This is a genomic window from Actinomadura craniellae, from assembly GCF_003289645.1.
Classification (GTDB): Bacteria; Actinomycetota; Actinomycetes; order Streptosporangiales; family Streptosporangiaceae; genus Actinomadura_D; species Actinomadura_D craniellae.
In genome coordinates, this window is record NZ_QLYX01000026.1 from 1 (window position 1) to 12,499 (window position 12,499).

Consider the following 12,499-nt stretch of genomic DNA (forward strand, 5'->3'; position numbering starts at 1 on the left):
TGGGGCACGAGGACCTCCTACGGGTGCGGAGTGGCTGTGTGGTAGCTCCACACCACACCTGGGAGGTCCTCCCTATTTCAACAACATCCGGCCCGTGTCGCCGTCACCAACGTCCATGAGCAGTACAACTAGCCCGCGCCGTGACCCGCTTCGAGGGCATCACGCGGGAGAGGAAGAAGTCCGACGCGATCGTGCTCGCCAACCTCGGCCTCGCCTACATCCGGCAGCGCAAACTCGATGAAGCAGTGGGAAGTTTGCACGAAGCCATCGACGTTTTGGAAGCCACCCGAGGTGGGGGAGGGCTCAACCTGGCCTTCGCCGCTGGCCGCGAACTCCGCCCCTGGCAACGCGAACGGACCGTCCAGGAGATCAACGACCGGCTGCTCGGCTTGATGTCGGCCGCATAGCAGCATACGAATCAGGCATGGACGTCGACCAGGCCAAGCAGGAAGCGCGGGAACGGATGTGGGCTCTCCTGGAACGGGAGAAGGTGGTCCACGAGCTCGGCGTCCACGGCCACATCCCCGACTTTGTTGGGTCCGAGCAGGCCGCCGAACTGCTCACCACCCTGCCGGCCTGGCAGTCGGCCCGGGTCGTCAAGTCCAACCCTGACCGGGCCCAGCTCCCGGTCCGCGCCCGGGCGCTCGACGAGGGCAAGCTCGTCTACATGGCCGTCCCTCGACTGGCCGACGAGAAGCCTTTCTACGAGCTCAACCCGGCTGCTCTGACCGCGCCTGGCATCGAGGCGGCCAGAAGCAAGGTCGCCGAGACTCTGGTTCCCAAGGTCGGTCTCGACCGGATGCGTCCGATCGGCCTCGTCATCTGCGGCACGGTAGCTGTCAACCGGTACGGCGTCCGTCTCGGCAAGGGCGCCGGCTACTCCGACATCGAATTCGCGCTAGCCCAGGAGTCTGGCTTGATCGATCCGAAGACAGTCATCGTTACGACTGTCCACCCGCTTCAAGTGGTCGACGAACTTTTGCCCGAGGCTAGGCACGACTTTCGCGTCGACTTCATCGTCACGCCCAACGAGATCATCGCTTGTGACCGCCACCCACGTCCGAGTGGGCTGGTTTGGGACCAGCTGAACGAGGAAAAGATCACGAACATCCCAGTGCTGAGCTCCCGGCGTCCTCACAGCCGGTGATCTTGCTTGATCGTTCTCCTCTGCGCTGGTCCTACCTGTCTCCGGTGGGGGATCGAGCGGCAACCCCTCGGACGACCGCCACACCTGAGCTGGACCAGGGATAGGTGATACGGCCAGGGTGAGGTGGGAAGCTGGCCAGAACGTGAGCAGTGCTGATGCCCGTCACCGAGCATGCTCAAGCCCGGGGCGAGGATCGATAGAAACGATCTTTGCTTCTGCGCCTCAGGAGCTTGTAGTGAGGAATTTTGTCGGTGGGCTGGGTAAGAATCATGGTGAAGGAGGAGAGGTCATGGCTAAGAACGATCACGAAGCCGACCAGGATCTATCCCCGCCGAATGGATGCCGGTGGTGCGGTATCGAAGCCTATGAACATCTGCAGCGCTGGAAGCCGCCGGTAGGATGGCACCAGTGGGAAGAGCCGACTGTTGAGCAGCGTAAGAAGCGAATGCTGGAACGTCGTCGGCGTGCTAAGCGAGGAACCGGTAACCTGGCATCTTCGTTTACTCAGCCGCTTGCCGTAGCTCGGCGAATACTTCCCGCAACTGCGTAGGAACGTCTTCGGGACGCTTTAGCGCACAAGCCAACTGGTACATCATCTCCGGCTTGCCACCTGGGCCAACATCACTCTTGTCGCGAAGCGTCAACTGAACACTGGTGCTGAACTTCCTGCTGTTCCGCAGCTCGGCAAAGTCCGAGGGGAGCCACGGGTCGCTCTTGGGCCAGATTTCGTTGGCGATCTTGGCCCAGAGTTCATTGCTGAAGAGTTCTTCAAGCTCGTTAAACTGTTGTGGCTCGCCAACAAACTTCACCATCTTGTTCACCGCCTCCCTGCTTCCGAAGAATCTGATGAGGCGGTCAACCTTGAACAGTCCTTTGGCGGCAGTGCGACTATCGGCGTCGACCATAAGCATGACAGAGCGGCCGTGCTTCACGAGGTAGCTGGCCAAGTGCAGTGCACCCTCATTGTTGAAGCAGGCCCACAGCGCGATTCCTGCTGCCTGCAACGACATGCCCTCAGAAAGGCGGAAGAGGATTGGAATGGCTTGCTGCTCAGTATCTCCCTCAACTGCTAGGAAGCATCGTTCGTGGAGTAGAACGGAATTGCGAAGTCCGAGAGAAGCGGCGATTTGCTTGAGGTGCAGGTCGATGGAGTGATGAGTGTCTGAGCCCAAGCGTTCGATCGTTGTGCGGCCATTTTCTAGCTTGAGGTGTACAACATCAGAGATGTCGACACCATCGATCAGGTTCATCGAATGTGTGGCGACAACGACGTTTACGTTAGGGAGTGCTGCTTGATCACGGATCAGTTGCATGATCGTGCGCTGGTGCTTGTAGTCGAGGTGAGTGTCCGGCTCGTCGTACAGGATGATGGTCTGAAGCGGCGGCGGCCCTTCGTTGGTCGCATTGTCATCGGTGGTCTCGGGTGCGGTTCTGCTTTCCTGCTCCAGCAACTCGCTCATCCACTCCCAGATTGCGAGAGAGATTCGCCGGTTGCTGCCGAGGCCTGAACGGTCCAGTCCTACCGCCTCGCCTGAATTACGGGCAATTTTGAGCGGGGCGCCTCGAAAGCCATAGTCGAAGGCTACGTCAGGCTCAACAAAAACTTCGGTTAGATCTGGGCAGCGGGCGTGGATGTGATCGCACAATGATTTTGCATCGATCCGAAGGCGCTCTTTTACTTCGCTTTCCAGTTCCTGTAGTTGTCCGCTGATTTGGTTGTCATCAACATGGGATTCGAAGCGTTCCTTAAGTGCAACTTTGACGGCTTGGTCTGGCTTCGCTGCTTTGCCGTCGAAGGGAAGAACGCGTGGCATTCGCTTTTCAAGTTCACTTGGAATCTGAACCCAGCCCATGCTGCTGGAATGCTCAATTCCATAAGTGCGCAGGGCGGCTTCAAGGTCGGCGCGTTTTGAGGAAGCGGTTGAGACTCCCAGTTCTTTGACGATCGTCTTAAGCTCGGGCACCAAGAAGCGGCTCAGGTCTTGCAGTCGTTCGTCGTCGGGCAGTCGCGCCCAGTATTCAAGTCGCCCGATTAGTTCTTCGCCTGCTTGTCGGCGGATGAGTACGGTTTCTGGCAAGCCGAAATGCGACTGCTCCCACGGGTCTAGCGTGAAAATACCTTCGACCGCTGTAAGCTCGCACCGCCTTGGTTGAGACTGCTCTTTAGAGCCTTCAGCGGGGGACTCGTAAGTCCGGTCAACTTCAGAGAGTTTGTAGTCAGCTACCAGGAACTGTAGTGCAGACAGAGCTGCACTCTTTCCGCCGTCATTATGCCCTGCGAGGATGGTGGGACTTCCGACAGGTATGTCTCTCACATTCTGCAGAGAGCGGAATCCCATGACCGTGTAGTTCTTGAGGTGCACGGTATCTAGCCACTCCGTTCTGAGAGTAGAGGCTGTCGCGAGGAGAAGCCCCGGTGTCGTCACTCGCGTCCTGTGCGCTGCAGAAGCCCCAGAAATAACTTGCGCAGCATCCTATAACAACGAAGCCCTGTGTACCTGCTCATCCAGTACTTCCGGTAGATGGTGCTGCGCCAACATCAGACTGAGACTGAATTTCAAGGTCATCTAGCGAGGCCTCGGGTGATACGCCCTCGTCAGCCGACGTGTACGTGACGCCGTGGTGCTTGAGCGGTGCTCTCTATGGGGCTCGTTGGTCAACCTCGACGGATCTTGGACAAGGCTTTGAGGGCGGTTTCGTCGGCGTCAGGGAGGGTGTGGAGGTACTTCTCGGTGGTGGCGATGGTGCTGTGGCCGAGGCGTTCTTTGACGACCTGGAGGTCGGCGCCGCCAGCCAGTAACCAGGAGGCGTGGGCGTGGCGGAGGTCGTGGACGCGGGGCTTGAAGCCGAGGTCAGCCACGGTGCGGGCGGGGTCCCAGATCTGGCGGCGGAACCAGTCGCGGGGGATGTGGCCGTCGGTGTCGCGGAGGCGCGGCGGGCGGGGATTGTCCCTGCCGTCAGCGCGGCGTTTGGCGCGGTAGACGGCGTAGGAGTTCTTGCAGTGGCCGCAGCGGCATTTGGCCAGGTTGTAGGCGGTCATGGTGCCGTGCTTGTAGCGGCGGCCGGCTTCGTTGGGTTCGGTGAGGCCGAGTTCGTCCGGGTCGACGGGTTGTCGCGGGCGGGATTTGGGGCCGTCGTCGTTGCGGTAGACGAAGAGGAGGTCGCCGTCGGCGAGGCGTTCGGCCTCGACGTGGGTGCGGAGCTTCTCGGTGATCTGAGTGCTGAGCTTGAGGCGGCGGTACTCCTTGTCCTTGGGATACTCCTTGACCAGGAAGCGTCCGCCGGTGGGGTGGTAGTCCCGGCTGAGTTCCATCACGGTGCGGCTGACGGTCAGGATGCGGGTGTCGAGGTCGATGTCCTTGACGCGCAGCTCGGTCAGCTCGCCCCAGCGCAGGCCGCTCTCGATCGACATTTCGATCAGCAGTTGGGCGTCGGCGGTGGGCAGTGCGCGGTAGAGCCTGTCGAACTGCTCGGCTGTGATGATCTTGCGGGGTTTCCTGGGGACGGTCGGGGTCTTCACGCCCTTTGAGGGGTGCAGGAAGATCACCTGGTCGTCGAAGGCCGTGGTGAAGGTGGCGTTGAGGATCGAAGCCTTGCAGTACTGGATCGTGCGGGGCGAGGCGCCCTTCCTCTGCATCTTCACGACCCACTCGCGCACGTACTCGGGGAGGATGTCGCGCATCTTCATCGGCCCGAACTCCGACATGAGGTGCAGGTTGATGTGTCGGGTGTAGCTCTCGCGGGTCGAGGGCTCCATTGAGTGGTTGGGAAGCCACTTCTCCTCGACGTAGGTCTTGAACGTCTGCCGGCCGCGGCGCGGGTCGCCGAGCCTGCCCTCGGCGAGCTTGGCCTCGGCCCGCTGCCAGGCCTTGTTCGCCTCCTTCTCGGTGGCGTACGTCCCGGCCGACTGGCGGACGCCCTTCACGTCGTCGTACAGCGCCTGGAACCGGACCGTGCCGTTGCGGCCGATCCGCTTGCGCGTGAAGCCCACCCGACCCCCCCGAGAGCTTGATCGCTTGTCACTCGTTTGTCACTGGATCTTGTGTGATCCAGTGACACGCACAAGAACTGTTCAACACCAGCCCAAGCCGCTGACCTGCAGCTTAACGCGAATTGAAGCGATTGGCTACGGAGAGTATTGAACGTAATCAGGGCTTTGGGTGCACGAGGCCGTGGGTTCGAATCCCGCCACCCCGACACGAAGTCCCAGTTCAGAGGCTCGGTCGCCACTCCGGTGATCGAGCCTCTTGATCGTTTGCCATTAGGGCTGAACGTGATCAGGGTCCCGCCCGTGACGAGGGTGGGACCTGGCAGGATTCCGTGAGAGGTGGCGTTGAACGCGCTCGAACGCTGGATACCGGTTCCTTCACCGGATCTGGTGACACGCCGGTCGGTGTCTGTGATGTCGGGGCTACGGAGGTCCGCGCGGCTTCGCTAGTCCTGCAGGAGATTGCGCACGTACCGTAGGACCAAGAACCAGGTCGATTCGGGATGCTCCATGGCGAGGGCGTCTACTTGGCGCATTCGGTGCAGCAGCCTCCGCTCGGCGCCCTGAGGGTCGGCGCCTTCGTCGGTGCCGGCCTCGACGTCGTACTCGGGCCTCTCCTCTTCCAACGCGTGGAGGAAGTACGCCAGCCTGTCGACGTTTGTGTTGAGCAGGTGCGGAGGACCGTTCTCCGGGATGGAGTACACCACCCCTGTGGTCGTGTCCACGATGACGTCGTCCAGGGCGATCCCGCCCAGGGTCAGCCAGGCCGACATGTCGAACGGGCAGCTCGGATGCCTCTGCGTGACCGCCTGCCATGCGTCGCCGCCGATCCGCAGGTCGCCATCGAGAAGGAGCTGGTCGGCCTCGAACCAGCCGACCTGGTCCGGCAGGCCGACCTCCCGCAGGAAGGTCCGGGTCGGCTCGTGCGCGATCGCGGCGAGCGCGCGGTCATCCAAGGTGACCAGTTCATCGGCGGGAAAGACGGACTCCATCATGGTCCGGTCGATCAAGGGGCTCATGGATCCGCATCCTCGCGCTGAACGGTGGTTCGCGGCGACCAGCCGGGCGATGGGCGGCACGGCGTCCCGGACGCCGACCGGCGCGTCACCGGACCTGGTGAACCTAGGTGGGCACCGTACTGGAGGTCGTCAGGCGGGCTTCTCCCAGAGCGAGACATGACCGCGGCTCTCGCTGGTGAAGGGTCGGCGCGCCCACCCGCTCCAGCGCTCGCGCAGTCGCAGCCCCGCGAGCTGGGCCATCAGGTCCAGTTCCGCCGGCCACACGTACCGGAAGGGGATCGAGGTGTGGTCACCGCGCCCGTCGACCACCTCGATGTGGTGCGAGGTCATCGCCTGAGCGGCGACGTCGTAGACGTCGAAACCCCACCGGGTGCGGCTTGTGCGGAACGGCACGACGTCCTGCCCGGGCGGGAGCCGGCGCAGCTCGGGGATCATGGTCTCGACGACGAAGCAGCCGCCGGGTTCCAGGTGGGCCGCGGCGTTGCGGAAGCAGGCCACCTGTTCCGCCTGGGTCGTCAAATTCATGATCGTGTTGAAGACCAGATAGACGACCGAGAATGTCCCGTCCACCCGCGTGGTCGCGAAATCGCCGATCGTCACGCCGATCGCGTCGCCGTCCGGTTCGGCGCGCAGCCGGGCGACCATCGCCCGTGACAGGTCGATGCCGTGGACCGTCACTCCACGGCGTGCCAGAGGCAGCGCGATGCGTCCCGTGCCCACACCCAGTTCCAGGGCCCGGCCCTCGCCGGCCAACTCCGCCAGGACGTCGACCGCCGGGTCCACGACGTTCGGCTCGAACATCTCCGCCGACGACTGGTCGTACCTCGCCGCGACACGTTCCCCGAAGTAGCCGTCAGGATCGCTCACCGCCGGACCGTACCGCCGCAGATCCCGCCATGCCAGCGCTTTTCTGCAGGCCCCGCGCGATTCGGGGTCGTTCGTCCCGCCACGTCGAACACCATGACAGAGGGAAGCCGGCGCCGAGATCGAAGCGACTCTCAGCGGCGAGTTCCTGAGGTGCCCGGGCTAGGATCCGCCGGTGACTGAGGGTGCGGAAAGCCCGCGGTTCCCGTCGGCGAAGCTGGAATCTCACGCGAGTCGTTCTCGAACCCGACCGGCTGGCCACGTTGACCGCTGCTCGCGGGGGGGCGGAACTCCGGGCGGGCTCCAGCGTACCCGCCGGCATCTGCGGTGCTCCTGTGAACGGAGCAGCGCTGGCAGGTCGTTCCGGGGACGCGAGGGCAGCGTCGTCGGCCGGTAAGGATCTCAAGGACCGCGGAGCCTGCTGTGCCTGGCCGTTCAGGGGCGCAGGAGGTAGGGGACGCTCGCGGTGAGGAACCGGCGTGGGAACTCCTCGCGCAGCCGCCACAGACCCGCGTCGATCACGAAGTGGGCCATGACCGCGCCGAGGTAGGCGCCGTAGAGCGCGCGTTCCAGGGCCATCGGTGAGCCGTGCAGGTGCGAGGCGTAGCTGAGGGCCGCGCCGCCGGTGACGGCGATCGTCAGCATGACGGTGAGGCCGGTGAGCCCGCTGCGGTGGGGTCGTGGTGCGCCCGAGATCAGGCCCATGATGAGCAGGTACTGGAAGCCGTGTGCGACGGTCAGCCCGGCGACGGCGGCGTACGGCGAGGTGAAGACGAACACCGGGGTGAAGAACAGCAGCGAGATCAGGTAGACGATGACGAACCCGGCCGGCCGGGTGGGGCGCCTGGCCAGCGCGTACAGGCCGAGCGCCACTCCGGCCGCGAACACCGCGAATGCGGCGGGGAACAGTGACCGCAGTGGCGCCCGCACCCCGAGTTGGAGCAGTTCGGGGTGCAGGACCAGCCCGGCGATGCCGCCGCACCCGGCCACGACGATGCCCAGGCGTTCCGGTTTGAGCACCGACCCGGCCCGCTGCGACACCCCGGCCAGTGCGGCCATGCCGAGGTTCTGTTTCTGGAAGTGGAAGAACTGCCAGGCGAAGTAGGCCAGGAGCGCCCACTGGAGTTGCTCGTAGGGGACCAGGACGGCGGCGAGCGCGGTTCCGGCGATCAGCGCGAGCGGGGCGACCACATACCGGCCGCGGTGGGCGAGGGCGTGCGCGCGGATCTCCGGCAGCGTGTAGAACCAGCCGGTGGAGGCCACGTGCACCGACGAGCCCAGGAACAGCAGCGCCGCCAGCGCCCGTCCGGGTTCGGCGGACCCGGACGGCGCCAGCAGGATCGCGGCGGCGAACGCCCCGAGCGACAGCAGGATCGTGCCCGCCAGCCAGGTGCGCCGCAGGGTGCGGAACGTGCCCAGCGGAGGGGCGTGGGTCGGCGCGGTCAGTGCGCCGGCCGGATCAGCCGCCACCGCAGCCGGCGGCTGCGCCTGCCGGGGCGGCGAGCAGCACGAACGCGGCGGCGGCGAGCATCAGGAAGACCAGCACGGCCACCGGGATCGCGATGGCCGCGGCCTTGCGGCCCCTGTTCTCGGGCTTCGCCGGCTGCCCCCAGGCCGTCCACTGCTGGTAGGTGTCCGCCTGAATCGCCTGGTCGGCCGTCTGGACCGGGTGATCGGTCGCCTGCGTCATCGTTCCTCCTGGGTCGATCGCTCCGTTAGACGTGCGGGGCCAGGGCGCGGTTCACCGCAAAACACACGAAACGGGCAGTATGGATCCCCCTCCGTCGAGGACGCGCATACACGGTTCGTGGACAAGGGAGATGGTGCTCCGCGCGTTGTGCCTGCCCGGCTGGGGGAGAGGGCGTCGCGGGACCCGCGGGCGAACTCCTACCGTTGGGGCGTGATGACGGGGGCGTTGAACGGGAAGACCAGCAGCGGCCCTGTCACCACCACGCGGTCGGTGCCGGGCACGCCCCAGCCGAGGTCGGCCGTCTGGTGGCAGGTGCCGCGGTCTTCGATCCGGTAGGTGGCGTTCGCGCCGGCTGGCCCGGAGCGGAAATGGCCGAAGAGCGAGATGCGGTCCCGGATCCTGCCTCTGCGGTCCACCACGAACCCGTGGATGGGGGCCGTGGACCGGAACCCGCCGTCCCCGGTCCGGGCCTCGTAGGCCAGGTCCGAGATCAGTACGCGCAGCGTCTCGCCCGCCTCGTCGGTCACGGTGGCGTCGAACTCGCCGAGGAACGGTGTCACGAAGCCGGGGAATCCCGCGTGGAACTGCTCCGGATACGGCGCGGGCCGCCGTTCCAGCAGGGAGAACCGCCAGGCGCGCTTGAACGTGCCCGACCGGATGGTGTACGTACCGTTCTTGCAGACGAACGGGCGGAACGTGCGCCCGGCCAGATCGATGACCTGCCGCACGATCTCGTTGCCGGTGCCGGGATCGCCGAACTCCTCGTCCACCACGCTCGTGGTGATCCCGTGCCTGGTCAGCTTGAGCCTGAAACCCGGCCCGACCGCCGCGATGCGTCCCTTGCTCTCTTTGACATGGATGTCCTGGATTTCCCGCGCGGAAGCGCTCGGCGCCACCAACCCGGTGCCCAGAATCACTCCGGCTACAACGGCGAATCGAATCACGGCCACTCCCGTCCTCGGCACGTCGTCGTACGGATGCCAATGGTCACAGAAAATTCGGATTTCGCCCAGACTCCGGCCTGTTCAGGCCACCGGATGCGCGTCAGGCGTTCTTGCCGGTCATTCCTGTTGGGAGTTGAGCCAGAGCGTGATCAGCAGCAGCGGGAGGGCCATGGCGACGGCCACTCCCACCCCGATCATCACCGGGAACAGGATGCGCGACCCGCTCTCGTTTTCCCACGTCCGGGCGTTGAACAGCAGGCCGAGCACGCCGAGGGCCGACACGAGCAGGAGGATCCCCAGACCGAGCGTGGGGGAGTAGTTCTCGAACGCCGGGGCGAGGAAACGTTCCGTGGGGGCGGGCAGGATCAGGTCGTAGGCACTGATCGGATCGGGCGACCTGCCGACGAGCGGAGTCGCCCGCCAGACGTCGGCCATCCAGTGGCCGAAACCCCGGTTCAGCACGGCGGCGCACAGGAGCAGGGAGAGCGACACCCCGACCCCGGCTGCGAGATCGATGCACTTGCCCTGGTCACGGCCAGCTGCGGGAGCGGAGACGATCGGCAGGTAGACGGTGCGGCCGATCTGCCCGGTGGCACCGCCGGTGAGGCCCACGGCGATCAGGATCGCCATCAGCAGCAGGAACACCTGCACGATCCACCCGATGGCCGGTGCGACATAGCGGACGAGGAAGCGTTCTACGGCCGCGATGACGTCGCCCAGCCATGCGAAGAGACCGATCAGGCCGAGGGCCCACAGGATCCCTGCGACCACTACGACCACCACGATCGCGACCCCGGCCAACTGCGGGCCGCCTTCCGTTTTGAGGAGGGCGATGAGCGCGAGGAGAAGCGCGACGGCCACGGCGGCCACGATCACTACGGCGAGCACCGGGGCGAGCGTCTCGACCAGCGCGCGGATCGCCCCGGCCAGCCAGATGCTGAACCGTACGGCCAGCGCCCCGGCTCCGGCCAACCAGCCGATCACCGGGATCGAGACGATGCCGAGCCCGCCGGCCAGCAGCGTGAGGGCGGCCGGCCGCGCATTACGAACGATCATGGAGCGGACGAGCGCCGCCGCGACCAGTGACGGCACGCTCAGCAGCGCGGCCATCATCATGAGCCGGTCCTGCGGTGTGCGCTCGGGACTGCCCACGTGCTGGGCGAGCCATTCGGAGGCCGACTTCAACCAGTCGGTCACCGCGCTCGCTCCGTCGTACTTCCCGCCGACGCCGTTGATCGTTGTGAACAGCACCGGAAGGGTCGCCATGAGGAAGACGGCACCGATGAGGATGACGAACGGGATGGCTCCGACACCGAACCCCGCGATGTCCCGGAATCTCTGTGTGGAACCCGCTGGTGTACTCATGCGCGACCTCGGGGGATAGGGCGTGACGCTTCCCGGAATTGGACGCGCTTCTGACCGCCCGGTTCGCCCTCTGTGCAGTTCTACTCGCAGGCCATGGGATTTCCGATCTGTTGTGTGAATAAATCAGGCGTGTTCGCGATGGTCAGGTTCGGAAGACCATGTGGAGGCGCCGGTCCGTTACCGCCGGTCGAGGGCGTGGGCGGCGAGCAGGCAGCCGAACGCGGCCACGGCGGCCACCGTGCGGACGAGGTGCCAGTTGCTCCACTGCCGCTGGACGTCGCGCCAGTCTGCGGGCAACTGGTCGAGGTTCCAGGAGTTCGCGGTCTGGTTGAGGGGCTCCATGAAGGCCAGCGTGACGACCACGGTGAGGACGACCAGGACCAGGGCGGTCACGCCGAGGCCGAGGACGAGCCCGCCATGGTGCCGTGACAGGAAGACGGTGGCGGCGAGCGCCGCCAGGGCGGTCAGCAGGAGCGGTGGCATGGCGCGCCCGTAGTCGAGGTTGAGCGCCTGCCAGTACCGCGCGTACGCCGGCCCGGGGAGATCGAGCAGGGAGGGGGCGATGACGACGAAGAAGACGCCGCCGGCGTACAGGCCCAGCAGCAGCGACGCCACCGTCCTGGACAGGGTGAGGGCCAGGGACATCGGACCGCCTCTGCAGAGTCAATTGGATAGAACCGAATAATTTCATTAGACTTGTATCTAGTCAATATTCTGGCAGCATGGGTTCCTGATGAGCGAGCGGACGAAGCGCCCCTACTCCAGCCGGCTGCGGCGAGACAACGCCGAGGCGACCCGGCTGAAGATCGTCGAAGCGGCCCGGGACCTCATGCTGCGCCAGGGATACGCCGACACGACCATGGCCGACGTCGCCCGGCTCGCCGGAGTGGCCGTCCAGACCCTGTACACGGCGTGCCCCGGCGGCAAGCCCGGGCTGGCGAAGCTCGTCTACGACGTCACGCTCGCCGGGGACGCCCGGCCCGTGCCGCAGCGCGCCCGGCCCGAGGTGCAGGCGATCATCGAGGAGCCCGACCCGGCGCGGAAGCTGGCCCGGTACGCGGCCATGGCGCTGGGGATCTTCCGGCGGACCGCTCCGGTGCACCGCGTCCTCCGGTCGGCGGCCGCGGCCACGGCCGACGCCGCCCTGCGCGACCTGCTGGCCGACATCGAACGGCAGCGGCTGGTGGGTTCGCGCGGCCCGGCCGAGCACCTCCACTCCATCGGAGCCCTGCGGGACGGGCTGACCCCCGCCAGGGCCGCCGAGCAGATCTACGTCCTCACCTCGATCGAGATCTACGAAAGGCTCACCGAGGTCTGCGGGTGGAGCGAAGCCGAGTGCGAGACCTGGCTCACCGGTGTGCTCGTGGCGGCCCTGCTCGGCGAACCGGTGCCGCCGGCGGGGTGACCACCCGGCCGGGTACGCGGCCGCCAGTGGGGTCCGGCCGAGCGGTCTGGCCGTGAGCACCGGCAGGGCGCCGCAGC

Annotated in this window: 12 protein-coding genes; 3 read left to right on the forward strand and 9 right to left on the reverse strand. The window is 65.6% G+C overall.

The annotated features are described in order from the left end of the window. The first annotated feature begins 140 nt into the window (after positions 1–140). Entirely contained in the window at positions 141–407 is a 267-nt protein-coding gene (locus tag DPM19_RS34020; protein ID WP_111872227.1) for a tetratricopeptide repeat protein, read from the forward strand. 17 nt (positions 408–424) lie between these two features. Beyond that, positions 425–1,147 carry a 5-formyltetrahydrofolate cyclo-ligase gene (locus DPM19_RS34025; protein WP_111872228.1) on the forward strand — a complete coding sequence of 241 codons (723 nt, stop codon included), beginning with the start codon at positions 425–427 and terminating at the stop codon, positions 1,145–1,147. Positions 1,148–1,647: 500 nt separating this feature from the next. Here DPM19_RS34025 and DPM19_RS34035 read toward each other — a convergent pair whose 3' ends face one another. The 9 genes from DPM19_RS34035 to DPM19_RS34075 all read right to left on the reverse strand — a co-directional run bounded on the left by DPM19_RS34035 (position 1,648) and on the right by DPM19_RS34075 (position 11,662). Next, complete coding sequence (locus tag DPM19_RS34035) at positions 1,648–3,510, reverse strand: AAA family ATPase (RefSeq protein ID WP_111872230.1); 1,863 nt, start codon at positions 3,508–3,510, stop codon at positions 1,648–1,650. Between the two features lie 293 nt (positions 3,511–3,803). After that, on the reverse strand, positions 3,804–5,138 hold the full coding sequence (locus DPM19_RS34040) for a tyrosine-type recombinase/integrase (RefSeq protein WP_111872231.1): 1,335 nt from the start codon (positions 5,136–5,138) through the stop codon (positions 3,804–3,806). A 443-nt stretch (positions 5,139–5,581) separates the two neighbouring features. Next, positions 5,582–6,154 carry an SUKH-4 family immunity protein gene (locus DPM19_RS34045; protein ID WP_111872232.1) on the reverse strand — a complete coding sequence of 191 codons (573 nt, stop codon included), beginning with the start codon at positions 6,152–6,154 and terminating at the stop codon, positions 5,582–5,584. 129 nt (positions 6,155–6,283) lie between these two features. Next, on the reverse strand, positions 6,284–6,955 hold the full coding sequence (locus DPM19_RS34050) for a class I SAM-dependent DNA methyltransferase (protein ID WP_407642584.1): 672 nt from the start codon (positions 6,953–6,955) through the stop codon (positions 6,284–6,286). A gap of 498 nt (positions 6,956–7,453) precedes the next feature. Next, complete coding sequence (locus DPM19_RS34055; RefSeq protein WP_111872234.1) at positions 7,454–8,488, reverse strand: hypothetical protein; 1,035 nt, start codon at positions 8,486–8,488, stop codon at positions 7,454–7,456. Continuing rightward, complete coding sequence (locus DPM19_RS34060) at positions 8,478–8,708, reverse strand: hypothetical protein (RefSeq protein ID WP_111872235.1); 231 nt, start codon at positions 8,706–8,708, stop codon at positions 8,478–8,480. The genes DPM19_RS34055 and DPM19_RS34060 overlap by 11 nt, the downstream gene beginning before the upstream one ends. Positions 8,709–8,905: 197 nt before the next feature. Beyond that, positions 8,906–9,658, reverse strand: a complete 753-nt coding sequence (locus DPM19_RS34065) for a hypothetical protein (protein WP_146779096.1) — start codon at positions 9,656–9,658, stop codon at positions 8,906–8,908. Positions 9,659–9,769: 111 nt separating this feature from the next. Then, positions 9,770–10,918, reverse strand: a complete 1,149-nt coding sequence (locus tag DPM19_RS34070) for a hypothetical protein (RefSeq protein ID WP_146779097.1) — start codon at positions 10,916–10,918, stop codon at positions 9,770–9,772. Between the two features lie 276 nt (positions 10,919–11,194). Then, positions 11,195–11,662 (reverse strand): DUF1772 domain-containing protein, encoded by a 468-nt coding sequence (locus DPM19_RS34075; RefSeq protein ID WP_111872238.1) that lies wholly within the window; start codon positions 11,660–11,662, stop codon positions 11,195–11,197. Between the two features lie 88 nt (positions 11,663–11,750). On the opposite strand from DPM19_RS34075, the gene DPM19_RS34080 reads away from it, so the two are divergent. Next, entirely contained in the window at positions 11,751–12,422 is a 672-nt protein-coding gene (locus tag DPM19_RS34080) for a TetR/AcrR family transcriptional regulator (RefSeq protein WP_111872239.1), read from the forward strand. Positions 12,423–12,499: the final 77 nt, after the last annotated feature.

What these genes read in the sequence shown, in the direction of transcription:
- DPM19_RS34075 (WP_111872238.1), bottom strand. Translation starts at nt 11,662, where the DNA reads ATGTCCCTGGCCCTCACCCTGTCCAGGACGGTGGCGTCGCTGCTGCTG.
- DPM19_RS34060 (WP_111872235.1), bottom strand. Translation starts at nt 8,708, where the DNA reads ATGACGCAGGCGACCGATCACCCGGTCCAGACGGCCGACCAGGCGATT.
- DPM19_RS34045 (WP_111872232.1), bottom strand. Translation starts at nt 6,154, where the DNA reads ATGAGCCCCTTGATCGACCGGACCATGATGGAGTCCGTCTTTCCCGCC.
- DPM19_RS34025 (WP_111872228.1), top strand. Translation starts at nt 425, where the DNA reads ATGGACGTCGACCAGGCCAAGCAGGAAGCGCGGGAACGGATGTGGGCT.
- DPM19_RS34080 (WP_111872239.1), top strand. Translation starts at nt 11,751, where the DNA reads ATGAGCGAGCGGACGAAGCGCCCCTACTCCAGCCGGCTGCGGCGAGAC.
- DPM19_RS34050 (WP_407642584.1), bottom strand. Translation starts at nt 6,955, where the DNA reads ATGTTCGAGCCGAACGTCGTGGACCCGGCGGTCGACGTCCTGGCGGAG.
- DPM19_RS34070 (WP_146779097.1), bottom strand. Translation starts at nt 10,918, where the DNA reads ATGGCGACCCTTCCGGTGCTGTTCACAACGATCAACGGCGTCGGCGGG.